Annotated in this window: 17 protein-coding genes and 3 pseudogenes; 18 read left to right on the top strand and 2 right to left on the bottom strand. The window is 44.8% G+C overall.

Going from position 1 to position 24,001, the window contains the following annotated elements:
• Positions 1–6 precede the first annotated feature (6 nt).
• From MKY54_RS30585 to MKY54_RS30560, 6 genes are all read left to right on the top strand, one after another.
• Entirely contained in the window at positions 7–234 is a 228-nt protein-coding gene (locus tag MKY54_RS30585; protein ID WP_036677829.1) for a cold-shock protein, read from the top strand.
• Positions 235–456: 222 nt separating this feature from the next.
• Positions 457–1,860 (top strand): cytochrome ubiquinol oxidase subunit I, encoded by a 1,404-nt coding sequence (locus MKY54_RS30580; protein WP_076105177.1) that lies wholly within the window; start codon positions 457–459, stop codon positions 1,858–1,860.
• Positions 1,847–2,863 carry a cytochrome d ubiquinol oxidase subunit II gene (gene cydB / locus MKY54_RS30575; protein ID WP_076191480.1) on the top strand — a complete coding sequence of 339 codons (1,017 nt, stop codon included), beginning with the start codon at positions 1,847–1,849 and terminating at the stop codon, positions 2,861–2,863. The genes MKY54_RS30580 and cydB overlap by 14 nt, the downstream gene beginning before the upstream one ends.
• Positions 2,863–4,629, top strand: coding sequence for a thiol reductant ABC exporter subunit CydD (cydD, locus tag MKY54_RS30570; protein ID WP_339189036.1), 1,767 nt, complete (start codon positions 2,863–2,865; stop codon positions 4,627–4,629). Before cydB ends, cydD begins: the two co-directional genes overlap by 1 nt.
• Positions 4,626–6,377 (top strand): thiol reductant ABC exporter subunit CydC, encoded by a 1,752-nt coding sequence (cydC, locus tag MKY54_RS30565; protein WP_339189033.1) that lies wholly within the window; start codon positions 4,626–4,628, stop codon positions 6,375–6,377. The genes cydD and cydC overlap by 4 nt, the downstream gene beginning before the upstream one ends.
• A 231-nt stretch (positions 6,378–6,608) precedes the next feature.
• Positions 6,609–6,776, top strand: a complete 168-nt coding sequence (locus MKY54_RS30560; protein WP_063829780.1) for a CxxH/CxxC protein — start codon at positions 6,609–6,611, stop codon at positions 6,774–6,776.
• Between the two features lie 98 nt (positions 6,777–6,874).
• On the opposite strand, the gene MKY54_RS30555 is transcribed toward MKY54_RS30560, so the two are convergent.
• Positions 6,875–8,287, bottom strand: a complete 1,413-nt coding sequence (locus MKY54_RS30555; RefSeq protein ID WP_339189031.1) for an MFS transporter — start codon at positions 8,285–8,287, stop codon at positions 6,875–6,877.
• Positions 8,288–8,429: 142 nt separating this feature from the next.
• On the opposite strand from MKY54_RS30555, the gene MKY54_RS30550 reads away from it, so the two are divergent.
• From MKY54_RS30550 to MKY54_RS30505, 10 genes and pseudogenes are all read left to right on the top strand, one after another.
• On the top strand, positions 8,430–8,765 hold the full coding sequence (locus MKY54_RS30550; protein ID WP_339189029.1) for a helix-turn-helix transcriptional regulator: 336 nt from the start codon (positions 8,430–8,432) through the stop codon (positions 8,763–8,765).
• Positions 8,766–9,033: 268 nt separating this feature from the next.
• Positions 9,034–9,513: a 23S rRNA (pseudouridine(1915)-N(3))-methyltransferase RlmH gene (gene rlmH / locus MKY54_RS30545; RefSeq protein ID WP_036677839.1), complete on the top strand. Its 480-nt coding sequence runs from the start codon at positions 9,034–9,036 to the stop codon at positions 9,511–9,513.
• A 90-nt stretch (positions 9,514–9,603) separates the two neighbouring features.
• Complete coding sequence (locus tag MKY54_RS30540) at positions 9,604–10,458, top strand: AraC family transcriptional regulator (RefSeq protein ID WP_094869785.1); 855 nt, start codon at positions 9,604–9,606, stop codon at positions 10,456–10,458.
• A 1,005-nt stretch (positions 10,459–11,463) separates the two neighbouring features.
• Complete coding sequence (locus tag MKY54_RS30535) at positions 11,464–13,707, top strand: DUF3656 domain-containing protein (protein ID WP_339189027.1); 2,244 nt, start codon at positions 11,464–11,466, stop codon at positions 13,705–13,707.
• 95 nt (positions 13,708–13,802) lie between these two features.
• A pseudogene (locus tag MKY54_RS30530) lies at positions 13,803–13,949 on the top strand (DNA-binding response regulator); the annotation flags it as partial.
• A pseudogene (locus MKY54_RS30525) lies at positions 13,946–14,784 on the top strand (HAMP domain-containing sensor histidine kinase); the annotation flags it as partial. The pseudogenes MKY54_RS30530 and MKY54_RS30525, both read left to right, overlap by 4 nt.
• 101 nt (positions 14,785–14,885) lie before the next feature.
• Positions 14,886–15,824: a VanZ family protein gene (locus MKY54_RS30520; protein ID WP_339189025.1), complete on the top strand. Its 939-nt coding sequence runs from the start codon at positions 14,886–14,888 to the stop codon at positions 15,822–15,824.
• 24 nt (positions 15,825–15,848) lie between these two features.
• Positions 15,849–16,429: pseudogene (locus tag MKY54_RS30515) on the top strand (ABC transporter ATP-binding protein).
• Positions 16,426–19,017: an FtsX-like permease family protein gene (locus tag MKY54_RS30510; protein WP_076181744.1), complete on the top strand. Its 2,592-nt coding sequence runs from the start codon at positions 16,426–16,428 to the stop codon at positions 19,015–19,017. Before MKY54_RS30515 ends, MKY54_RS30510 begins: the two are co-directional and overlap by 4 nt.
• Before the next feature lie 51 nt (positions 19,018–19,068).
• Positions 19,069–19,260 carry an HTH domain-containing protein gene (locus MKY54_RS30505; RefSeq protein ID WP_339189023.1) on the top strand — a complete coding sequence of 64 codons (192 nt, stop codon included), beginning with the start codon at positions 19,069–19,071 and terminating at the stop codon, positions 19,258–19,260.
• Here MKY54_RS30505 and MKY54_RS30500 read toward each other — a convergent pair.
• A complete protein-coding gene (locus tag MKY54_RS30500; RefSeq protein ID WP_076181746.1) occupies positions 19,250–19,690 on the bottom strand; it encodes a pyridoxamine 5'-phosphate oxidase family protein in 441 nt (146 codons plus the stop codon). The two genes, MKY54_RS30505 and MKY54_RS30500, sit on opposite strands and share 11 nt — an antisense overlap.
• Before the next feature lie 316 nt (positions 19,691–20,006).
• Between MKY54_RS30500 and MKY54_RS30495 the strand changes: the two genes are divergently transcribed.
• Positions 20,007–22,871 carry an S-layer homology domain-containing protein gene (locus MKY54_RS30495; RefSeq protein ID WP_339189019.1) on the top strand — a complete coding sequence of 955 codons (2,865 nt, stop codon included), beginning with the start codon at positions 20,007–20,009 and terminating at the stop codon, positions 22,869–22,871.
• Between the two features lie 172 nt (positions 22,872–23,043).
• Entirely contained in the window at positions 23,044–24,000 is a 957-nt protein-coding gene (locus MKY54_RS30490) for a zinc-binding alcohol dehydrogenase family protein (RefSeq protein WP_076305865.1), read from the top strand.
• Position 24,001: the final 1 nt, after the last annotated feature.

Here is a 24,001-nt window from a genome sequence, read left to right as displayed (position 1 = left end):
ACGGCAATGAACTACCGGAAGAAACCTTTGGAAGAAATACCGGAAGAAAATACCGCAATTTGGGCATGTACCAATGAGGGATGCAACGGATGGATGAGGGATAATTTCGCATTTGAACATGCGCCTTCTTGCCGTCTATGTGACTCTCCAATGGTTCGCAGCACGAAGATGCTACCCCAATTGCTTAATTCGAATGGCGATCTCAAATCGCTGAAGAAGGGTATTTCCATCTAACCAATACCTAAATGAGTCAAGCATTTAATAGAACGACGAACCACTCAAGACGGGTAAACCGTCTTATTTTTTTTGCTTTCTTTATGCTAAATTGTGATCTTTGTCACAAATCATTTGAATTTCACCGTTAAATGACTATCTTTATGTGACATTTATCACAAAAAGAAGTTTAAATTTTTGACAGAATATAATTAACGAAAAGGGGAGAAGGAAGGGACAAATATGGATACAGTAATGCTGTCGCGTATACAATTTGCGTCGACGACAATATTCCACTATTTCTTTGTACCGGTATCAATCGGACTAGCGCTCTTGATTGCAATCATGGAGACAATGTACGTTAGAAAAGGTAATGAAGAGTACAAAAAAATGGCGCAGTTCTGGGGAAAGCTATTCCTCATCAATTTTGCAGTAGGGGTAGTTACAGGAATCTTGCAGGAATTTCAGTTCGGGATGAACTGGTCCGATTATTCACGTTTTGTTGGTGATGTATTCGGGGCTCCACTTGCAGTTGAGGCATTGGCAGCCTTTTTTCTGGAGTCTACTTTTATTGGGATATGGATATTCGGTTGGGATAAAGTGTCCAAGCGAGTACATTTACTGTCCATCTGGCTGGTAGCATTCGGTACGATGTTATCTGCATTCTGGATTCTAGCGGCTAACTCTTTTATGCAGCATCCTGTGGGTTTTGCGATAAATAATGGACGTGCAGAAATGAACGATTTCTTCGCGCTTATTACGAACGGACAATTGCTGGTTGAATTCCCACACACCGTACTGGCTGCTTATGCAACAGGTGCTTTTCTTGTAACAGGTATTAGTGCTTATAAAATATTGAAGAAACAAGAGGTTTCTTTCTTTAAGAAGTCTTTTCAGATTGCAGCCATCGTAGGGATTATTTCTTCTATTGGTGTAGCTGTTGCTGGTCACGCCCAAGCGCAATATTTGGTTGAAACTCAACCAATGAAAATGGCAGCTTCCGAAGGACTGTGGGGTAAGAGTGGTGACCCGGCACCTTGGACCGTATGGGCAAACATTGATCCAGAGAATCAAATCAGTACTGGAGAATTTCAAATTCCTTATATGCTGAGTTTCCTTTCATACAGTAAATTTTCCGGTGAAGTTAAAGGTATGCTTGAGCTGCAAGCGGAGTATGAGCAAACCTATGGCCCCGGTGATTATATTCCACCTGTACGTACGACATTCTGGAGTTTCCGGATCATGGTTCTAGCAGGAACGTTAATGATTGTATTGGGAATGTATGCTATGTACTTAATGTGGCGCAAAAAAATGGACCGTCCGAACACTTGGTTTATGCGGTTTATGTTATGGGGCTTGTTGCTTCCTCCGATTGCGAATACAGCCGGTTGGGTTATGACCGAATTCGGGCGTCAGCCATGGACGGTATTCGGACTGATGACAACGGAAGACAGTGTGTCGCCTAATATTACAAGTGGTCAAGTTCTGTTCTCCGTGATTTCTTTTACAACGATTTATTTAATTCTAGGATTAGTGTTGGTCGGATTGTTTATTAAAGTGATTAAAAAAGGTCCTTATGCAATGGATAACGATCACGGCGATTCGAATGATCCATATAACGAGGAGGGTTCCCATGATATCTCTTAATGAATTGTGGTTTGTGCTGATTGCAGTTCTGTTTATAGGGTTCTTCTTCCTGGAGGGTTTCGATTTCGGCGTAGGGATGGAAACACAAATTCTCGCTAAAAATGATACAGAGCGCCGTGTTCTGATTAACTCGATCGGACCCTTCTGGGATGGGAATGAGGTATGGCTTATCACAGCTGCGGGTGCAATGTTTGCGGCTTTCCCCGAGTGGTATGCAACGCTGTTTAGTGGATTCTATATACCTTTTGTATTTGCCTTATTAGCTCTGATAGCGCGTGGTGTCGCTTTTGAATTCAGAGGTAAACGTGATTCATTGGCTTGGAAAAGAACTTGGGATGCTTGTATCTTTATTGGCAGCTTCCTTCCACCATTCCTCTTAGCAGTAGTATTTGCAAGCTTTATCAAAGGATTGCCTATTGATGGGGATATGCAAATGTATGCAGGGTTCACAGATATCGTGAATGTGTACACTGTAGTAGCAGGGCTTACTGTTGTCCTTCTGTGCCTGGTGCATGGTCTTATGTTCACAACACTGCGTACAGTGGGGGATCTACAGGTTCGCGCTCGCAAGTTGGCTCAAAAATTGCTAATCCCGCTCGCAGCTTTATTTACTGCTTTTGTGATTATGACTTATAATATGACGGATATTTTCGAGCAACGTGGAACGATTCTTATGATTATTGTAGCCCTGGGAGTTATCGCCTTTGTACTGTCCGGTTACTTCATGACGAAGAAGAAGGATGGCTACGCTTTTGGAATGACAGGAGCGGTAATGGCGCTTTCGGTAACTTCTATCTTTGTAGGATTGTTCCCGCGTGTTATGATTAGTTCAATTGATCAAGCTTTTAATTTGACGATCACTAATGCGGCTTCGGGCCATTACTCTTTGAAGGTAATGACGATTGTGGCACTGACTATCCTTCCGTTCGTATTGGGATATCAAATTTGGAGTTACTTTGTTTTTCATAAACGGGTTCACGAGAAGGAGCATCTTGAATACTAATGGATAAAAACTTGCTTGGGTATAAAGGAATTAAGCCAGTCTTTCTGATTGTAGGCTTCCTTACCCTGGTGCAAAGCTTGTCCATACTTCTGCTGGCTAAATCGCTGGCAGAAGTCATCTCTGCGCTATTTGCGGGAGAACCTCTGAAGGAACAATGGGGCACTGCGCTATTGTTCCTTCTTTCATTTCTTGTGCGCCATGCTTGTGCTATGCTGATGAGCCGTGTCTCTTACCGCTTCGCGGAAGCAACGGGCAGCACTATGCGGAGGGAAATGATGGACAAGCTCTTCCAGCTTGGCCCTAGAATGGTGGGCGGGCGTGGAACCGGGGATCTTGTTACACTGGTGCTGGAAGGCGTAACTAAATTCCGCACGTATCTGGAAGCGATCATTCCTAGAATGGTAGGGATGTCTGTTACACCGATCTTGGTGCTTATTTACGTCTTTACGATGGACACTACGAGCGGGATTATTCTTACGGTAACTATGCCGATTATTATTGTTTTTATGATTTTGATTGGGATGACGGCCCGTAAGCAAATGGATCGGCAATTGAAATCGTATCGCACATTATCTAATCATTTCGTAGACTCATTACGTGGGCTAGAAACATTAAAATTTCTAGGACGCAGTCGTAGTCATAGCGACAGCATTGCTGCTGTCAGCGATCGTTATCGCTCGGCGACCATGCGTACGCTGCGAGTGGCCTTTTTGTCATCGTTCGCCCTGGATTTCTTCACTATGCTGTCTGTAGCTTCTGTAGCGGTAAGTCTTGGTTTGCGGCTTGTAAATGAACAAATGACATTGGTTACGGGCTTAACGATTCTAATCTTGGCTCCGGAATATTTCCTGCCTGTCAGATTGGTAGGTTCAGATTTCCATGCTACTTTGGATGGGAAAGAAGCCGCTGAAGCAATGAAGAGCATTATAGATCAAGATGAGGTGAAGGCTGAAGTAATCGTCCCTAACGGTGATCTATCTGTCAGTTCTGCAGCAAAAACATCGGAACAAATATTCACTTGGCATGAGAATAGCGTGCTCACATTAAATGACGTTAGCGTGAAGTATGAGGAAGCAGGGCTTTCTTCGCTGGAAGCGCTGAACCTGCAATTTAAAGGAGCTAGCAAAATTGGGATTATCGGAGAGAGCGGGGCCGGTAAATCTACTTTAGTGGATATATTAGGGGGCTTCTTACACCCTACTTCAGGAAGTATCACGGTTAACGGTACTACGGTTAGTGCATTAACGGATGAGGCTTGGCGAAAACAGACCTCGTATATCCCGCAGCGTCCGTATATTTTTAGCGGCACGTTAGCGGATAATATACGTTTTTATTACCCTGAGGCTTCTATGGAGGCTGTTGCCGCGGCAGTGAAAGCTACTGGTTTATCGGGGCTGGTGGATACTCTTCCGCATGGCTTAGATGAGATGATTGGTGGCGGCGGCCGTTCGTTCAGCGGTGGCCAGGAGCAACGGGTGGCATTAGCCCGGGCACTGCTTAGCAGCCGTCCGATTATGCTTCTAGACGAGCCAACGGCGCATCTGGATATTGAAACGGAATATGAGCTGAAGGAGACGATGGTGCCCCTTATTGAAGGAAAGCTGGTCTTTCTGGCTACCCATCGCCTGCACTGGATGCTCGATATGGACATTATTGTAGTAATGAAGCAAGGCCAAGTGGCAGAAATCGGTACCCATCAGGAGTTACTTGCCCGCAAGGGTGCGTATTATGAGTTGATTGGGTCGCAATTGGAGGGAATCCATTGAAACGTGAAGGATGGTTTGCTCCCTATGTATCGTCGTATTTTTGGCGTTTTGTGCTAATTATTGTGCTTGGGGCGTTGACGATTTTTACTGCCTCTTCATTGATGTATACTTCAGGATTTCTGATCTCAAAAGCGTCTACACCGGTCGAAAATATCCTGATGATCTACGTGCCGATTGTTGGTGTACGTACGTTCGGAACAAGCCGGGCAGTCATTCACTACGTGGAACGGCTGATTGGGCATGACACCATTTTACGGATTCTTTCTAAAATGCGTGTGCGCCTGTACAATATTTTGGAGCCACAGGCCTTGTTCCTGTCGTCGCGTTTCCGTACTGGGGATATTCTCGGGATGTTAGCTGATGACATCGAATATTTGCAAAATGTATATCTGAGAACCGTATTTCCAAGTGTTATTGCTTTATTGATCTACGGGGTTGCAGTGATTGCGTTGGGCACCTTTGATATCGGTTTTGCGTTATTAATGGCTTTGTATATTTTGGTGCTGGTCGTGGTATTGCCGCTTATATCTTTGTTGTTCACCCAGAAACGTCAACGTGAAGTGAAGGTAGAGCGTAATCGCCTCTATCAAAAGCTGACGGACGCCGTTCTCGGTATGGGCGATTGGGTCATTAGTGGACGGCAAAGCCAGTTCGTGGAGACCTATGAAGCAGATGAGAAAAAAGTGGCCAAAACTGATGCAGCGCTGCGCAGCTGGGCGCGTCTACGTGCGTTCATCGGGCAAGCAGTTGTTGGGGTTGGCGTGCTTTCGATGTTATATTGGGCCGCCGGGGAGTATGCGGATGGTGCTATTGCAGGTACGTTGATTGCGGCGTTTGTCTTGGTTGTTTTTCCTGTAGCAGATGCTTTTTTGCCAGTATCCGAAGCGGTGGAGAAAATCCCGCAGTACCGTAACTCGCTGGAGCGGTTGTCTGGAGTGGTCGGAGAAGAGCAGAATATAGTTTCCGAACAGGCATCTGTAGTCGATGTTCTACCTCAGGCCATAAAAAGTGCTCATATCAAGCTCGAAAATGTGGGTTACCGCTATGGATCAGAGGATAATTGGTCGGTTCGTGATCTCAGCCTCGACATCCCACAAGGCAAAAAAATTGCCATCATCGGCCGTAGCGGGGCAGGGAAATCGACGTTGTTAAAGGCTATTCAAGGGGTTATCCAACCTTCTGCAGGTTCGGCTATGATTAATGGAATCGCGGCTGCTGCCTATGGCGATAACATTCCTTCTATTATAGCGGTGCTAAATCAAAGCCCACACTTATTTGATACTACAGTAGCGAACAATATTCGTATGGGTGATCCGAAGGCTTCCGAACAAGCGATTAAAGAAGCTGGCACATTAGCCAAAATGGATACGTTGATCTCCTCGTTACCAGATGGATACAATACCTTTGTCCGTGAAGCAGGGCAACGTTTCTCCGGTGGAGAGCGTCAGCGGATAGCGTTAGCTCGTATTTTGCTGCAAAATACACCTGTCGTCATTCTTGACGAACCGACCGTAGGGTTGGACCCAAGCACGGAGCGTGATCTTTTGCAGACGATGTTTGAAGCTATGGACGGTAAATCTCTGATCTGGGTAACGCATCATTTGGTTGGTGCGGAGCAGATGGATGAAGTGATTTTTATGGAAAATGGCTCGGTAGAAATGCGTGGAACCCATGCGGAGCTGATGGAAAAAGAACCACGTTACCGCAGATTGTATGAGCTGGATCGTCCAGTGGAGTTTCTAGGGTAGGATGGAGAGTTTGCAGATAACATTTATAGAAATTAGAGAGATATTAGTGAAGAGATTCCTTTTGCCCGTTTGGGGTGGGAGGAATCTTTTATTTCGGTAGGGCAAGAATATAGACAATGGATGAACAGATTGCTGGAATGGATAGATAGGAGTTCCATTTTCGTGGGAAGTATGGTAGAACAATAGAAGGAGTATTAGGCCGCAGCGGCACAGAAAGGGATGCTTGGTTGAATGTATGTAGTATGTAAAGAACATGTAGAGTTAGCCATCGACAAATTTGTGGACGAGTATGAGGATGCACCTGATATTGTGGACTTGAAGGAGACCGAGTTCTCGGACTGGGACCCGCCGGCCAAATGTGCGGAATGTGAGAAGAATGCGGAATATTTAGTGGTCTAAAGGACTGTTAAAATTTATTAAAAACACCTTGCAGTCCCGGAAATGGGCCGCAGGGTGTTTTTTTGCATGAAATAATATATGTGTTAGCCGATTAGGTCTTATGCATCTGCTGCATCTACTATGTCGGTCAGCGAGCTGCTTCGGTTGCCTCGGCGGTAGAGAATAGCTGAGATGATGGCGATCAATGCTGCAATAGAGAGTCCCCAGTAGATATTGGAGTAGGCTGCAGAAAGCGGCAGTCCGCGCTGCCATTCCAGAGCGCTTGCGGCCATAGCTACGCTGAAGGCGCCGCTAAAGAATTGCAGCAGCTGGAACAGGCCCATCCCAGAGCCGATTTGCGAAGAAGGCAGAATCCGAGAGATTTCATTGGATACACTACTGGACAGTGTCGTGAAGGCCAGACTCATAATCATATAGATGAACATGACGGCAATCCATGACCGCCCAGCAAAGAAAGCGAATAGGATGGTAGCGGTCAATACGAGCAATGGTGCAAAACGTAAAATCCCCGCATTGCCATAACGGTCAATGATTCGTCCCACGGAGCGGGAGACAAAGATGGCGAGCAGCGAACCCGGAAAGATCACAAGCCCGGCATGGCTTGCGCTGAAGCCGAAACGGTGAGTCAAAATCTGCGGCAGCAGGAATAACGTGGCAAAGCTGCACAGGTAGGAGGCAACTCCGATCAGAGCCAACACGAGATATGAGCGGTTACGGAAAAGCTCCGGCATCACGAATGGATCAGGTGTGCTGCGGATACGGCCAACAAATAAAGCAATGGCGACAATTCCGGCGATCAAGGCAATCCACAGCCCGCTGGTCAGGAACAGCAGCAGCCCGGTCGTGCCGACGCCCAAGAACAGCCCGCCAAGCACATCAAAGGAGCCACGGGTGGGTACTTCTTTGGGCAGCAGAATAAGGAACAGCGGCACTAGAAGCAGAATAGCTGCCGTTACAGAGAATAACCAAATCCAACCGAGATATTCGACGATGGCTCCGCCCGCGACCGGCCCAAGCCCTAGACCCAGCGAGACGGCTGACATAATTGTCGCCATTGCTTTGCCGCGGCGGGCTTGCGGGATATAGCGGGTAAACAGGACAAGAGATAAGGACATTACCGCGCCCGCGCCCGAGGCCTGGAGAATGCGAACGATAAGCAGGAAGATAAAGTTGGTGCTGAAAAAGCCGGCAACAGCCGCGAGGCCCAGCGTCAACAAGCCTATAACCAACAGACGGCGAATCGGCAGAAAATCAGAAAGCCGGCTGTACGTGATTGAGGTAATCGAGAACATAATGGAATACCCGGTGACAATCCAAGAAGCGGACGCAGCCGTAATCCCAAAGGCTTCGGTCACATCAGGCAGCGCCAGATTGAACATAGCCGTATTCATGATGACGAGAACCACAGCGACACTGAACAGCAGGGTCAGCAGGCCTTCTCGTGGAAGAGGCACTTCCGGAACGGAGGCTTCATGATCCGCATTCGCGGAGAGGTTATTTACTGAAGTCATGTGCGAAGCACTCCTTTTATTATTGTTTAATAGTTCGATTACTTACGAACAATTGAAATATAGCATGCGTTGATATAAAATGCAATTAGGAACACCAATATTTTTTTCGCATTCATCGTACGACAAAAGGGGATAATCATCCGTGAAAATACTATTTCATCCGGACCGCAAGGACATTCAGCTTGCCTCCGTATTGTATGCACTCAGCGATCCGATTCGCTTACATATCGTATCGGATATTCACTTAAATGGAGAACAGGCTTGCAACTGCTTCAACGTCCCGATCGCAAAATCCACTATGTCTCACCATGCCCGTACTCTGCGCGAGTCAGGGGTTGTTTTTACACGAGTTCAAGGAACACAGCGCATGTTGTCCCTGCGGACTGAGGATCTTAATGCACGTTTCCCAGGCTTGCTGGACTCTATATTGAGTGCTTATGAAGCTGGGGAGAAACCGGATTTTGTGATGGAGGAGTAGGGGGAGAGTAAGTAGAAGTAGATTGAACCTGCTGAGGACGGGGAATACATGAAATTCTAGATTCAGGCAATCTAGGAATACGTGGGATCAGATCCAGGGATTGCATGAAAAATAGGACATTTAGGGACTGCGCAAGGTAGGCCGTTTTAATTGTCGTTTCTTTTCCACCAAATATGTGATAGAACAGAAGGTACTTACTAAAACTACAAGGGACGCCCAGTGCGCGTCCTTTTGCTATTTCTATAGAGGATTATGACAGGAGGCACTTATGCTTATTCAAATTATTGGCGTAGGAAAGTTGAAGGAAAAGTACTTGATCGATGGCATCGCGGAGTATGCAAAACGGCTGACACCATACCTGAAGTTTCAGGTCATTGAGGTGGCAGATGAAAAAGCACCCGATTCTCTAAGCGAAGCAGAGGTCGTGCAGGTGAAGGGACGCGAGGGCGAACGCATCCTCGCGCAGATTAAGAGCGAGGCGCATGTCATTGCGCTCGCGATCGACGGCAAGCTGTGGAGCTCGGAAGAGCTTGCCGCAGAAATTGACCGGCTCGGCACCTACGGGACGAGCCATGTCGTGTTCGTCATCGGAGGGAGCCACGGGCTCTCCGACGAGGTCATGCGCCGCGCGCAGCAGCGCATGAGCTTCGGGCGCATGACGCTGCCTCATCAGCTCATGCGCCTGGTGCTGGTGGAGCAGGTGTATCGCGCGGTGAAGATCAATCGGGGGGAACCGTATCATAAATAAGGGCAAGTTTTTTGCTGACTTTTTCGTGCAGAAATTGCAAGGTATTCATTTTTTATTTCCGATAAAATTGCCTTGAAGGGAGGGAATACGATGGATTGGTTGGACAGGATGAATAGTGCCATGGAATATATCGAAACAAATCTAGCGGACACTATTTCATTTGATGAAATAGCACAGAGAGCCTGTTGCTCTACCTATCATTTTCAAAGAATGTTTCCATTTATTACTGGCGTATCGTTATCGGAGTACATTCGACGTCGACGGTTGACATTGGCGGCATTCGAACTGCAGACAACAGACTCAAAGGTTATTGATGTAGCTATGAAATATGGATATGATTCGCCGGAGGCGTTTGCACGGGCCTTTAAGAATCTTCATGGTATTATGCCGACATCTGCGCGCGATACAGGCGTTTCTCTAAAAGCCTATCCTCGAATGTCCTTTCATATTTCAATAAAAGGGGATGTCGAAATGAATTACCGTATTGAGCAAAGAGGTTCTTTTGAGATGTTTGGAGTATATGGATTTATAAATGCAGACCAGAAAACAGCGTTCTCTGAAGTTCCTCAATTCCGTATAAAATGTGATGATGATGGCAGCGTTGATCTTATGAACGACTTACTGGGACGTTTTGGTGACACCATGTTACACGCCGCCCTTTACGATCACACTAAAGAATCTTTCAAATACATGGTCTGTTATCATTTACCTAAGGGTCTTGAAATTCCGGAGAGATTTACAAAACTTTCTGTCCCAACATTAACGTGGGCGATTTTCCCGGAGCCGCAATGTGATATGCAAAAACTATGGCAACGAATCTATTCTGAGTGGTTTCCGACATCTGAATACGAACAGGTTGAGGGCCCTAGTTTCGAAATGTATTATGGAATGGCACGGCATGGGAATGTTTCAGGAGAAATCTGGATACCGGTGAAGAAAAAATAACGCTCTTATGCGAGCGAAATGTAGGCGTTAACGAAGATGACAACTGAACAAATCTAGATTAATAAAGGGTCATCCCCACAAAGGATGGCCCTATAACTTGCCGTTACAGACAGCGCGGTGAACCGTATCATAAGTAGTGGTAAAGCGGAGAACAGAACTCAATATTAGTTTAAATGACTTGAACTGCACGGCATAACGGTTGAAAGCCAATACAATTGAAATAACAAAAATGTAAAAAGAGCCTCCACTTCGATTTTAGTGGAGGCTCTTTTAAGGCTGCTAATCAATGCGCCAGATGCTCGCTCATACTTATGTAAAATTAAATGTTTGCTACTTGGCAATGCTAGGCACCCATAATTCCTGCTCAATTTTGGCTCCAGGAGCCAAATAATTCTCTATACATGAGGAGTGAAGAGTTTATGGTTACCTCAGCTGAGAGCGATATTCAGGATATTGTAGGTATGCTTCGTGACGCTAATGATGAGAAGATACGCGTGGCGAAAAATGTACTTAAAGAATTATTATGAGATACGTCCCTCAGAGCAAATGAGGTCATTTAAAACAAGCGCACAAGCCATTGGCTTGTGCGTTTTGCTGCAGCTTAAGTATAGTTCTTATTTTATGATTAATGGTAATAGTCTGAAATTTGATTTTCTAATAATCTTATTAATTTAAACGGGAGCGGCCATGTCGTCATTTATCGGATTTATAGTAGTTATTATCGTATTATCCATCTTAACTGGGATGAAGCAGGGGACTAAGAAGAAGAGATGACGCAGTACGGCAAGCGGAAACCTGCTGTTAAGAAAAGCAATAACAAAAGCAATAACAAAAGCGTGAAAACGACCTTTAACCGTTCTTCAATACCATGCAGTCCTGACGATGTACTTTTAAGAACACCTTTGGACAAACTAGCATGCAAAACTTGCCGTTACAGACAAAGCGCTGAACCGTATCACAAGTAACTACAAATTTTATTAATTTTTGGGTCATAAGGAGGAAGAAATGACTGAATTACTAGCTCCAGCAGGAAATATGGAAGCTTTAAAAGCTGCAATTTCTAATGGTTGTGATGCAATATACTTAGGAATGCAAAAATTTGGTGCACGTGCATACTCATCTAATTTTGATTTAGAAACGTTAAAAGAGGCTGTTACGTATGCGCACCTGAGGAACGTTAAAATCTATGTTGCAATGAATACCATCGTTTTTGAAAATGAAGTTGAAGAGATGAAAGAGCAGATACACGAATTAAATGAAATCGGTGTTGATGGCATTATCGTCCAGGATCTGACTGCGTTCGATTATATCGTTAAAAACTTTCTTGATATGGAAGCACATTGTTCAACTCAAATGGGAATAGACGATTTAGACGGAACTTTATTATTAAAAGAACTTGGTGCCAAAAGAGTTGTTCTGTCCCGTGAGGTTGAGATTGAAAAAGTAAAAGAGATCAAAAGAAAAGCTGAGATACCTTTAGAAATTTTCGTTCACGGTGCTTTATGTGTATCTTACTCGGGAAACTGTCTAATGTCAGGATTAATGGGTAATCGAAGCGCAAATCGCGGAAGATGTGTGGGTTCATGCCGTAAGGAGTATGAACTCATGGATAAGACAACAGGTACATCTTTAGGGAAAAACCATATTCTATCTACCAAGGACTTAAACACAATCGACTATATCGAGGATTTAAAAGAAATCGATTCTTTAAAAATAGAAGGCCGAATGAAAGTGCCTACGTATGTTGCTAATGTTGTATCCAAATATCGCATGGCCTTAGATCATAAAATAACCGAAGAAGATAAAGAAAATCTGAAGAAAACATTCAATCGAACATTTACTAAAGGATATTTGTTTCACGAAGATAGGAGAAATATTACAAACATTTTAAGACCTAATCACTTTGGTTATGAAATTGGAACAATCAGCAAGATTGTTAAAGATAGGTATGAAATAACACTTACACGTCCTTTAAATCAGAACGATACCATTCGAATCAGTCACAACAATGAAGATGTTAATTTAACGGTTGCAAAACTGTACGATAAAGAGGGCGAATTAATCAACAAAGCAGATGATGTCTGCTATATCAAAATCAAAGAAAAGATGTCTACGGGAGATTTAGTATATAAAACGAAGGATTATTTCTATAACAAAGAATTAGAATCATCACTGGAAAAAGAATTTAAGCGGTTTAACCTCGATATTAGAGTATATGCACGTCCAGATTCAAAGCTTGTCATAGATGCGGAGGGCTTAGGCTGTCATTATTCATATGAAAGCGAGGAAATACTAGGCGAAGCCATTAATAATCCAACAACAAAAGACCAGGTAATCAAGCAATTTTCAAGATTAAATGATACGATATTCGAACTTAATCATGTGGATTTTGAGGAATGCAATGCTTTTATTCCAGCTAAACTGTTAAATGCAGCAAGAAGAGATATTGTACTGGGCTTATATGACTTAAAGCTTAACAGCCAGAAGAAAAGAACCAAGGCTTTGGAAGCAAAAGAAAAAATAAGCTTTGCCCCTGAAAAACCATACTTTACGGCCTCTGTAACGACTAAGGAGCAGTATGATGCTTGCGTGAGCTGTGGAATTAAGGAAATCTATTATGAAAATGTTGTTAGAAGAAATCAGAATCGTTATAAGGAAAAAGAAGGGCAGCTACTAATCGGAGGATATGGCGGAATTTATCACTACAGAGAAACGAATCCGTTTGTTACGGACTATTCTCTAAATGTTGTTAATGCTACTAGTTGCTATGAATTATATAAATTAGGTGCAAAACGAGTCACTTTATCTTATGAATTGAATAAGAGCCAAATTGAAGATTTAAGGAATGCCTATTATGAAGAAAATGACGGCTATCCTGCACTGGAAATGATTGTATATGGCAAGGTTCCTTTGATGTTTACAAAATATTGCCCGATGAAAAAAATGAATCAATGCAGAATTTGCAAAACGAAGAGCTATGAGTTAAAAGATGAGCACGGAACGTTCCCTATCATTTCCCATAATGATTGTACAACGACTCTCCTTAATGGGAAGACGCTTAATCTTTTAGATGAGCTACAAATCATCAAAGGAATCGAGGCGCTCAGATTAAACTTCACAGTTGAATCAAAAGAGCAGGTTGTGAAAGTCATTAATATGGCGTCAGGCAAATTAAATGGCTCTATGAATAATGCTGTCTTTAATCAGGAAACAGACACAAGAGGACATTTTAATAAAGAGATTGTGTAGTCGTGGAATTCATTAAATGTTCTAAAATCTTGGGGAATACTATAAGTAAATCCGAGACAGGTGCAATTCAATCCAATCATAAGGATGAACTTCAGATGAAAATATTATTAGTTGAAGATGATAAGACGATCGCGTCGGGACTGGAATATTCGCTGCAGCAAGAGGGTTATTGGACTGTTCTCTGCGATAATGCCGCTTCAGCCCGAAAGGTGCTCGCCGAAGACATCGATCAGTTCACTATTACGAGCTAGAGAAGCTGTCCATCTATTTACGGGAGATTAGCAGCGGCCAGGCCTCCCTTGACCCTCGCGATAATCAAGAAGGTGAGCTTAGCATCTTAAAGAATGATATTTACAAGGTGACACGCATGCTCTCCGAGCATCGTTCTCTATTGCAGCAGGATAAGCTTCAACTGACCGATGCCATCTCCGATATTTCACATCAACTCAAAACACCGATCACCTCTATGACAGTCATGGCAGATCTGTTAAGCGCCCCTGATCTGCCTCCACTCAAAAGAACGGAGTTCACCCATCATATTCGCATTCAACTTGAACGGATCGATTGGCTTGTTTCATCTTTATTAAAGCTAGCGAAAATGGATGGGGGACTATCCCGTTCAAAAAAGATCGAATACACATGAAAACCCTAATCCTAAATGCACTGGAGCCGGTTATGATTCCGATGGATATTAAGGGACAGACCGTTTCCATCACAGGGGATGACAACGTCTCTTTTGACGGCGATTTCCATTGGACTGCTGAAGCGGTTATCAATATTTTGAAGAATGGAGTGGAGCATACACCTGAGGGCGGTGCGATTACCATCACATTTTCCGACAACGTGCTATTTACGGAAATCGTTATTGCTGACAACGGAGAGGGCATTCCGAAAGAGGATTTGCCTTATATATTCAAACGTTTTTATAAAGGAAAGAATGCTAATGAAGGAAGCATCGGTATAGGGCTTGCGATGGCTCACAGCATCATTGCAAGCCAGAACGGCGTGATTGATGTAACGAGCGACAGCGGGACTGGTACAGAGTTTCGGATCAAATTTTATAAGCATGTGATTTAACAGCACTCCATAAGTGACTAAACTGTCACCTCCAATGTCACTGTAAAGTCATTTTGGACAGATAAAATGATATTCATCAGATGAACGATGGAGGTACAACCATGCAAATGAAGCAGCATCGCAAGATTACTTTTTTTATCACGATAGGCTACACCCTGATTATTCTTTATTTTATGTTTTTTGCTTTCGGCAGAGCGGATAAGGTAGATCTAACCAGTCAGTACACCTTTATTTTTTTGCCGGACGATTTTTTTAGGGTGCCGGGTCTTTCCGATCTTCTACATCCGACACTGATGGACTTGGTGGGTATTGGAAACATTGCAGCCTTCATACCTTTTGGCATACTGTTTCCGTTGTTATACCGCACCAGCTTTGTTCGCTTCATGACAGGGTTTATCCTGTCCATTCTTGTGGTGGAGACCATCCAGGCACTAACATTCCTCGGCAGCTTTGACACGAACGACGTCATAAAGAACTCATTGGGCGCTGCTATTGGATTCGGGGCCTACAAGATTGGCTTCCGTACAAAAAACTACTGGAGAAATATCACTGCTACGGGAATTGCCAGTGCTGTCTTAATGCTCGGCGTGTGGGGGGTCTTAGGAGTAGTTGATCAAGTGTTCACCAAAGAGTTGGCCCCTTTTGTAGCGATAAACGAATGGGAAGATAGTACCGGAAATCGATTAACGGGAACCAAACAGAACAGTCTTAAGATTGGCGGTCAAGACGTGACACCCCAATATAATGTGTATGGCATCGAAGGTAAAAAGAAGGAAACATATACGTATTCGCTAGACAATAAGGGAGATCTGTATCTTAGCTTGAATTATGGAATTCCTGATCATAAGGATTTTCAGGGCAGCATTAAGGTTACCGTTGACGGGCATGAGCTCCTGTCTGTATCTACAGAAGATCAGCTCCATGAGCCGGATATGAGGATCCTTTATCTCACCGGGGCTAAGGAGCTTAAGATAACCATTGAGGGGAATGAAACCCTTTGGGATGTTGGATATAGAGAGATGGTATATACCTGGAATTGAGCATCTAGGGAAGGAGGGATGGCAATGGAGATTTTAACAATTGAAAATTTGTCCGAAATATACGGCACAGGCGAATCGGCGGTGAAGGCGCTTGATGATGTTTCCTTTTCGGTCCAAAAAGGTGAATTCGTCGCAATTATCGGACCTTCCGGATCGGGGAAATCGACACTCCTTCATATGCTGGGCGGTGTGGATCGACCGACTGGCGGGAAAGTGTATGTACAGGATACGGATATGTATACCTTGGACGAAACGCAGCTGGCCATCTTCAGACGCAGGCAAATCGGGCTGATCTTGTGAATACGTTGAATTTGCAGCATCGATTAAACCATCTGCCGAATCAGCTATCCGGTGGACAGCAGCAGCGTGTCTCGATTGGCAGGGCGATCATCGGCAATCCTGCGATCATGCTGGCCGACGAACCCACCGGGAATCTGGACAGCAGGAATAGCAGCGAGATCGTCGTTTTATTGAAAATACTGAATAAGACCTATCATCAGACACTGATCGTAATCACGCATGACGAACGGATCGCCCTGCAAGCCGACAGAATCATTTCGATTGAAGATGGGAGGATTGCCAAAAACGAGGTGATAAGGCGATGAATATTGTCAATACATTAACCATCCGGCATCTGAAGCAGAACAAGAGACGAACACTTGTGACTATTTTTGGCGTAATTATTTCGGTATCCATGATGACCGCTGTCATTACGCTTGTTTTTTCCTTTGCGGATTTAATGATCAGACAAACTATCACAGATACAGGGGAGTGGCATATTCAGTATCAAGATATAACCAAGAAACAGCTTGCGGCGATACAGGGCGATGATGCAACCAAAACGGTTGCAATCACAAGAGACCTTGGGTATGCCCCATTAGAAGGGGGACAAAATTCCAATAAGCCGTACTTGTTCATTAAGGAATATGATGTGCAAGGGTTCACACAATTTCAGATTGAAATAAGCAAGGGACGTCTTCCGCACACGGACAAGGAGGTTGTGATCTCCGAGTCTGTTGCAACAAATGGCAAAGTGAAGTACGAAATCGGCGACCGTCTAACGCTTCGCGTCGGCGACCGATTCGAACAAGGGGGCGATCATCCCCTGGATCAGACGGAACCGCTGCGCAGGAAAGACGGCACATTGACCGAGACATTACAGCATAGCATAATTAGGGATTATACGGTGGTAGGCTTCATTAAACGTCCGGTGTCGGAAACGGCTTGGGCCCCGGCTTATACGATCATTAGCTATGTCGATGATCATATCATCGGGGGGGACGATCGGGTCGATGCGTCGGTGGTCTTGCAGCGGGTCAATCCGTTCTTGTTCGCACATGCGGAGAAGCTGGCTGAGAAAAACCAAATTGACACTGTCCAATATAATAACGATTTGCTTCGTTATTATGGCTTGTCCAGCAGCGGGGCCTCATCCAGCATGATGTTCTCATTATCGGCAATCATTATAGGGACTATTATAATTGGCTCGGTTGGACTCATCTATAACGCTTTTGCGATATCCGTCTCGGAACGTTCCCGCCATTTAGGGATGCTCGCGAGCGTGGGGGCGACGAAAAGGCAGAAGCGAAATTCCGTATTTTTTGAAGGTATCGTCATTGGTTTGATCAGCATTCCCATTGGTATCTTATGCGGTCTTGCCGGAATCGGAATCGCCTTTTCGTTCATGAACACAATGATTGAAGGGGCATTATGGACTAGTGAAAAGCTGAGGCTTATCGTCACGCCGTTATTGCTCTTGATTACTTGTCTTGTTTCGATGCTGACGATTTTCGTTTCGGCGTATCTCCCGGCGGTTAAAGCATCCAGGGCATCTCCCGTGGACGCGATTCGCCAAACCACTGACGTAAAGCTTACGGCCAAAGCAGTGAAGACGTCGAAGATCATTCGTAAGCTCTTCGGAATCGAAGCAGAAATCGGGCTGAAAAACTTAAAAAGGAACAAACGAAGACATCATGTTATTCTTTTTTCGCTTGTCATCAGCATCGTTTTGTTTTTGACGATATCGTTTTTCACGACTGGCCTGACACAATCTCTGGCATTGTCGCTGGAAGGCATCAATTACGATATTGAAGTGTCGTCCAGTAATGGCGAAAGACTAGATGACCGGTTGATGCAATCGCTTGTATCTCTGGATGGCGTCACGGAATACAACGTGAGTCATGAGTTAGTCGGGAACGCTTGGGTCGATGCAGCAAGCATCGCCGACGAGTTGCAAGAGAAGGTTAAGCAGGATAAGAGTATGCTGCAAGACGGGAAATACCCTTACGAAATTAAGCTCTATGCAATGAATGATTCGAGCCTGCAAGCCTATGCCAGAGCGGTTGGCGCAGATTACGAACAGCTTACGGATCTGGATCATCCCGCCGCAATCGTGATGGATACGATTCATTACAAAGATATAGATACGGGTAAATATATTCAGACGAAGTCCATATATGCGAATATCGGACAACATATCGAGCTAACGAGTTTTATTAAAGCGAGCGGGGAAGAAACGAAGGCAAATAAAGTGATATTTGCCGCATTGACGGATAAGGCACCGATGGGGATGAGCCCGGTAGGCGTAGGCGGGTTAAATATGATCGTGTCGGAACGCGTCATGAATCGGCTGGCAGACGGCGAGGAGCTGGCTAACGCTTCGATGTACCTCCATTTGAAAAGCACGGAACCGGTGAAAACGCAGCAGGAAATTGAAGCGATGAATGAGACCAATCTGAATGTCTACAATGTATATCAATTCAGAATAAGAGAAGAACAACAGATTCTGCTGATGAACGTCTTTTCTTACGGTTTTATCGTATTAATCTCTGCGATTTCTGTTGCGAACATCTTTAATACGATCTCAACAGGGCTGGCTCTTCGCAAACGGGAATTCGCGATGCTGAAATCCGTAGGCGCGACGCCAAAGGGGTTTGCAAAAATGCTGAACTATGAGAGTGTTTTTTATGGGGTCAAGTCGCTCTTGTATGGGCTTCCTGTCAGTTTCGCCGTGATGTTTCTGATCTATAAAGCATTTGCGAACAAATTCAGCTATGGGTTCACCCTGCCCTGGATGAGCATTCTGTCTGTCATTGTGTGTGTATTTGTCATTGTCAGCTCTGCGGTTGTTTATTCCGGAGCTAAAGTAAAAAAGGAGAATATTATTGATGCATTAAAGCAAGAGAATATATGATTCACTTACTTCACCCAGAGGAGGAGACGTTACCCGACGTCACACACAATCATGCGAGTCGACCGATTGCTCTCCATGCTGCTGATCATCTCCGGTAAAGGTACGGTAACGGGCAAGGAGCTTGCCGAGCATTTCGAGGTATCCTTGCGGACGATCTACCGGGATATCGAAAAAATAAGTGAAGCTGGCATACCGATTGCCTCGTTCAGCGGCAAGGGCGAAGGATACTATATTATGGACTGATCCCTTTATGGGCGTCATTCCACAGGCCCTTTGTCAGGCGAATGCGCAGCAGGCATGTGTTAGGATCTTCGTCGTTATTGGCTTCGTTATACCACCCGGCGAATATTGTGCGCAGCTTTGTCATCATCTCCGCGTTTTTCTCGTCACATACCCAGCCCAGGTTTTCAACGATACCATCGGCCGTAAAGTTTTCGACGATGATACAAACAGCAACTTCGGGGTTTTGGGCGATCTGCTGCATCTTGCCTGAGGTCGCGTAAGTAACGGTGTAGAACGCACCGTCCTCATAATAGGCGTCTACAATGCGGGCGGAGGGATGGCTTTTGCCATTAGCCCCCGGTTCCAGTGCGATGGTGGATAGTGAGATCAGGCCGTCCTTGTTACCCGCTTGTTCTTCCAGCAGCTTCATGGCTTCGTCGTACTTGCCCATTATATTACCTCCTAAAGTGTCATAAGGCATACATTATTAAGCTTATCATTGTAAAATCTTAGTGCATGTGAAGAATAATACGATAAAATATTAAATCGCCATCAATCCAAGCTTATACTCGATGGTCTTTTTTTTATGCCATTTAATCTCCAGTCTACAAATATATCTATTTTTTTTATGTAATAGACATTGTAAATTACCCTGGTCCTATTGTAGAATCAAGAAGTTGTCGAATAATGGTGTAAAATGCCATCCTTGGAACTCACTAGGACGACAGACTCATTGATATTTTTAGAGTAAGAAGGGGGAAGAAACAATGTTATTCCAAGCAGCACGCCGTAAACTCAGTCTGATGATTGTGTTTGCCCTATTATTAAGCACTCTTACGCCACATATGGTGTTTGGTGAGGCCGCGCAGTTCAAAGACATCACAGGCTCTTATGCGCAAAAGGAGATTCAATCATTAACTGAAGCAGGAATAATCTCAGGTTATGAAGATAACTCTTTTAAACCGAAAAAGGCTATGTCACGTGCCGAACTGGCGAAAATCATAGTCCTGTCGTTGGGGCTAGAAGCAAATGCTGATCAAGCCGCACCGTTTAAAGACGTTGCCGCGAACAGTTGGTATCGCGGTTATGTAGGTGCATTGGTAAAGGCAGGCATTACGGAGGGGACATCGGCCACCACCTTCAGTCCTAATGCAAATGTCACCCGTGAGGAGCTGGTCGTGTTTTTCATCCGAGCTTTCGAATTGGATGAAACAGCGAAGAAGCTTCCGGTTGATAGCAAGCTGTCGGATATCTCAGAGGTGTCCGAATGGGCAAAAGCGCAAGTATCCCTTGCCTTCAAAAATGGTTTCATCAACGGGGTCCAAGGCAGTGACGGCACTCTGAAATTCAAACCGAAAGAGCATGCGGAGCGCCAGGCTCTGGCTCGTCTGGCTTATGAGTTCAAAACCAATAAGTCAGTATATGTCGAGAAATCCAAACAGCTTCTGGCTGAAGAGGTTAATAAGGGCAAGAGTCCTGAGGTAACACCGACTGCCACCCCGGCAACAACTGACCGCGGGACATCTGTGACAGCACCGGCGCCGGGAGCTTCAGGTCCGGGAACGGCAGCACCGGCAACCCCAGCACCAGTGACACCAACACCGACACCAACACCGACACCGACACCAACACCAACATCGGCAAATGCTCTCCAGGTTGTGGTGAAGGGGGAGAGTTCAGATGCCATTTATGTGGAAGAGCCAACAGAAGTTATATTCCGCTCATCGATTAATGCGCCAGGAACGGTAATTGCTAGTGTCTATCAAGTAGATGACAGCGGCAAAGTGATTTCGCAAATCATTTCGTTGTACGATGACGGTTTGGAAGCCCATGGAGACAGTCTTGAGGCAGACGGACTGTACAGTGGGAAAGCAGTATTGACTGAAAGTACGGAGGGTTACATAAATCTGCAGGCGTTTGTGGGAGATGTGCCAAGCAGCACAGTTTTTAAATTATCTGTAATGAAGCATCTTACGGATGAACAGCTTGCACAAACGGAAATCATTGAAAATAATACACAGAGTAAGCTTGATCAACTGGCTACTTCATATGGTAATTTGCAAAAAGCAAAGGAAGAAACTGTGGCTTGGCTCCAAACCCAAGCAGAAGTAGAGCATGCTGGGATTTCGGGTGAAGGAGGAAGCATCTGGTATTTGCTGGACAACGGGATTCTAGGGGGGATCTCCGCAGCTCCTGAGAATACAAAAGGGTTAAGCAGCACCGTAGAAGAGGCTGCGTCCAGTGCTGCATTGGCGGCTGAGGCGCTAACGCAAAATGTGGAACAAACCGTAGCCACCATAGGAAGCCAGCGGGTTGCTGTAATTTCTCCGTTCTCCGGCACACTTCCATCTTCGACTGTATATGACGCTGTATATGACAGCTTCGACCAGTCGAGTTACCCTTTCCTTGTGGAAAGAGTAAAGGACACCGCAGCGGGCGTTAATTTCTTTAAAGGGCTGAATCAGTATGGCGTCGTGGTCTTGGATACCCACGGAGATACTTATTATGATGAAATAGTGCTACAGAAGCTCCATAATAAATACGGCATTGATTTCAAATACGCTGGACCGCAAGTTATGTTCCTGACAGGAGAAAAGGCAACGACAGAGAGCAAAAAGACCTATGAGTTGGACTTGAAAAAGGGAAGACTGGCTATTATATCCGGTTATTATGCTATTACACCGTCTTTTATTACACGGTACAACGATATGCTTCCTGATACCATCGTATATAATGGCAGCTGCCGCAGCGCGTACAACGATTCCATGGCAGATGCCTTCATCAACAATGGTGCTGGCACTTATTATGGATATACCGATTATGTAAAGCTTGCATATGATCAAGCTATTGCTAAATCCGTATTTACCGCTTTAAACGATGACAACATGACAACCGAAAAAGCCTTTCAAGCAGCAGTGGCTGCCCATGGAGCAAACGATGGGTTGGCAGCATTCTTCATGAAAGGAAGCAGCATTGGCACTAAGACCGAAGGGGTCATCAACGGAACCTTTGAAAACGGAACTTGGACCGGCTGGAATGGAAACGGCGATGTTCGGGTGATCTCCAAGCTGGGACCGCTTAAACCGACAGAGGGGAACTACATGGCTATTATCAGCACTGGCCTTGGGTATGAAAACAATGATCAAGGAGGATATGACTACAATTCAGACAGTTATATCGAGCAAAGTTTCATTGTTCCGGCGGGTGCAACAACCCTATCGTTCGATTACAATTTCATTTCTGAGGAGCCTAAGGAATTCGTTGGAAGCAAATTCAATGACACGTTCCGCGCAACGGTAACTTCCAGTGTATACATTAATACGGCTTCCCTCATTACTTCTCACATAAATGGCGGCAATACAGTGACGTCCAGTGTCTATGGTAATGATTCTGTTATTATCGGGGCTGAATCGATTAATGAATCCACGGCCTATTGGATTGAAGAGAACAAAGTAGCGATTGATTTCTACGGCGGGGATCATACAACATACATGACGAATTGGAAGCATGTACAATTTGATGTAAGCCAATTTGCCGGCAAGGGCTCCATTGTCCTTCGGTTCCATGTTTGGGATCAAGGAGACAGTATCTACGATACGGCAATACTAATCGATAATGTAATATTAAAGTAATCAAAAAACGGCTGGATCAGGGGAACCTGACCAGCCGTTTCTTTTGGAAATAAGCTAATGGGCGTGCGTTTGGATATGGATTCCAAATAAAGTGTGCATATTGCACATAATTCGTGGTATACTTTATTATGTGCAATATGCACATAATATGGGGTGGAAGAAGGGTGTAAATATGAAGGCAGCAATCGTAAAGGTTAAGGGGACGATTCCCGTAATGGGTCATTTTGATTCCCCCGTTGGGACAGAGGGGCTAGTTATAATTAACGTTACGGCCACAGCCTTGAGTCGAGTTAGCAAGTTCCGTTCAATGGGTATGCACTATTCTTCTGAAGATAACTTTCCAATTGTAGCCGGTATCGACGGTGTAGGAACTTTAAAAGATGGGTCTCGTGTTTACTTTGCGCTGCCTACTGCACCATATGGTAGTTTCGCTGAGCAAACAATCGTCAACGAAAAGCTGACTGTCCGTTTACCAGATGGTATTGATGATCTCACTGCTGCCGCTATCGCCAACCCTGCTATGTCGTCATGGGCTGCATTGGTATTTCGAGCTGGTTTTAAATCCGGTCAAACTGTATTGATTAATGGCGCTACTGGTGCATCCGGTAGTTTAGCAGTTCAGATTGCTAAGGGTCTGGGGGCCAAGAAGGTCATTGTAACAGGACGCAACGAATCAAAGTTGCAAGCACTTGAAGCTGATGAGGCCATTGCATTTGATATGACAGCCGACAACGGTCAAAAAATGTTTGAAAACGCCCTAATGCCAGTTATTGCTGAAGGTGTTGATGTTATATTGGATTATCTTTGGGGCGACAGCGCACTCGCCATCATGTCAGCTCTTGCTAAGGCGAAAACGGATCGTTCAACCCGTTTTGTAAGCATTGGAACTTCATCTGGCCAAGAAAGCATTCATTTACCTTCATCTCTTTTACGCTCATCAACAATCGAACTCGTAGGTAGCGGAGATAAGAGTATTTCCAAAGCTGATATGCTATCCGCTGTTAGAGGTGTCTTTGAAATGGCCGCCGAGGGGAAGATAAAAATTAACACAAAAGAGTTCGCTCTAGAAGATATTGAAGAGGCCTGGAATGCCCCGCTAATGCCTCGTCCTGTTGTAAGGGTGAAATAAA

The organism is Paenibacillus sp. FSL P2-0121, from assembly GCF_037975345.1.
GTDB lineage: Bacteria > Bacillota > Bacilli > Paenibacillales > Paenibacillaceae > Paenibacillus_AQ > Paenibacillus_AQ odorifer.
The sequence above is the reverse complement of the archived record's forward strand: the minus strand, read 5'-3'. Positions and strand labels throughout refer to the sequence as shown.

Coding starts and splice junctions, on each gene's coding strand:
- MKY54_RS30585 (WP_036677829.1), top strand. CDS start 7: ATGAACTACCGGAAGAAACCTTTGGAAGAAATACCGGAAGAAAATACC.
- MKY54_RS30490 (WP_076305865.1), top strand. CDS start 23,044: ATGAAGGCAGCAATCGTAAAGGTTAAGGGGACGATTCCCGTAATGGGT.
- MKY54_RS30535 (WP_339189027.1), top strand. CDS start 11,464: ATGACTGAATTACTAGCTCCAGCAGGAAATATGGAAGCTTTAAAAGCT.
- MKY54_RS30560 (WP_063829780.1), top strand. CDS start 6,609: ATGTATGTAGTATGTAAAGAACATGTAGAGTTAGCCATCGACAAATTT.
- MKY54_RS30495 (WP_339189019.1), top strand. CDS start 20,007: ATGTTATTCCAAGCAGCACGCCGTAAACTCAGTCTGATGATTGTGTTT.
- MKY54_RS30540 (WP_094869785.1), top strand. CDS start 9,604: ATGGATTGGTTGGACAGGATGAATAGTGCCATGGAATATATCGAAACA.
- MKY54_RS30555 (WP_339189031.1), bottom strand. CDS start 8,287: ATGACTTCAGTAAATAACCTCTCCGCGAATGCGGATCATGAAGCCTCC.
- MKY54_RS30505 (WP_339189023.1), top strand. CDS start 19,069: ATGCGAGTCGACCGATTGCTCTCCATGCTGCTGATCATCTCCGGTAAA.
- rlmH (WP_036677839.1), top strand. CDS start 9,034: ATGCTTATTCAAATTATTGGCGTAGGAAAGTTGAAGGAAAAGTACTTG.
- MKY54_RS30510 (WP_076181744.1), top strand. CDS start 16,426: ATGAATATTGTCAATACATTAACCATCCGGCATCTGAAGCAGAACAAG.
- cydB (WP_076191480.1), top strand. CDS start 1,847: ATGATATCTCTTAATGAATTGTGGTTTGTGCTGATTGCAGTTCTGTTT.
- cydD (WP_339189036.1), top strand. CDS start 2,863: ATGGATAAAAACTTGCTTGGGTATAAAGGAATTAAGCCAGTCTTTCTG.
- MKY54_RS30580 (WP_076105177.1), top strand. CDS start 457: ATGGATACAGTAATGCTGTCGCGTATACAATTTGCGTCGACGACAATA.
- MKY54_RS30520 (WP_339189025.1), top strand. CDS start 14,886: ATGCAAATGAAGCAGCATCGCAAGATTACTTTTTTTATCACGATAGGC.
- MKY54_RS30500 (WP_076181746.1), bottom strand. CDS start 19,690: ATGGGCAAGTACGACGAAGCCATGAAGCTGCTGGAAGAACAAGCGGGT.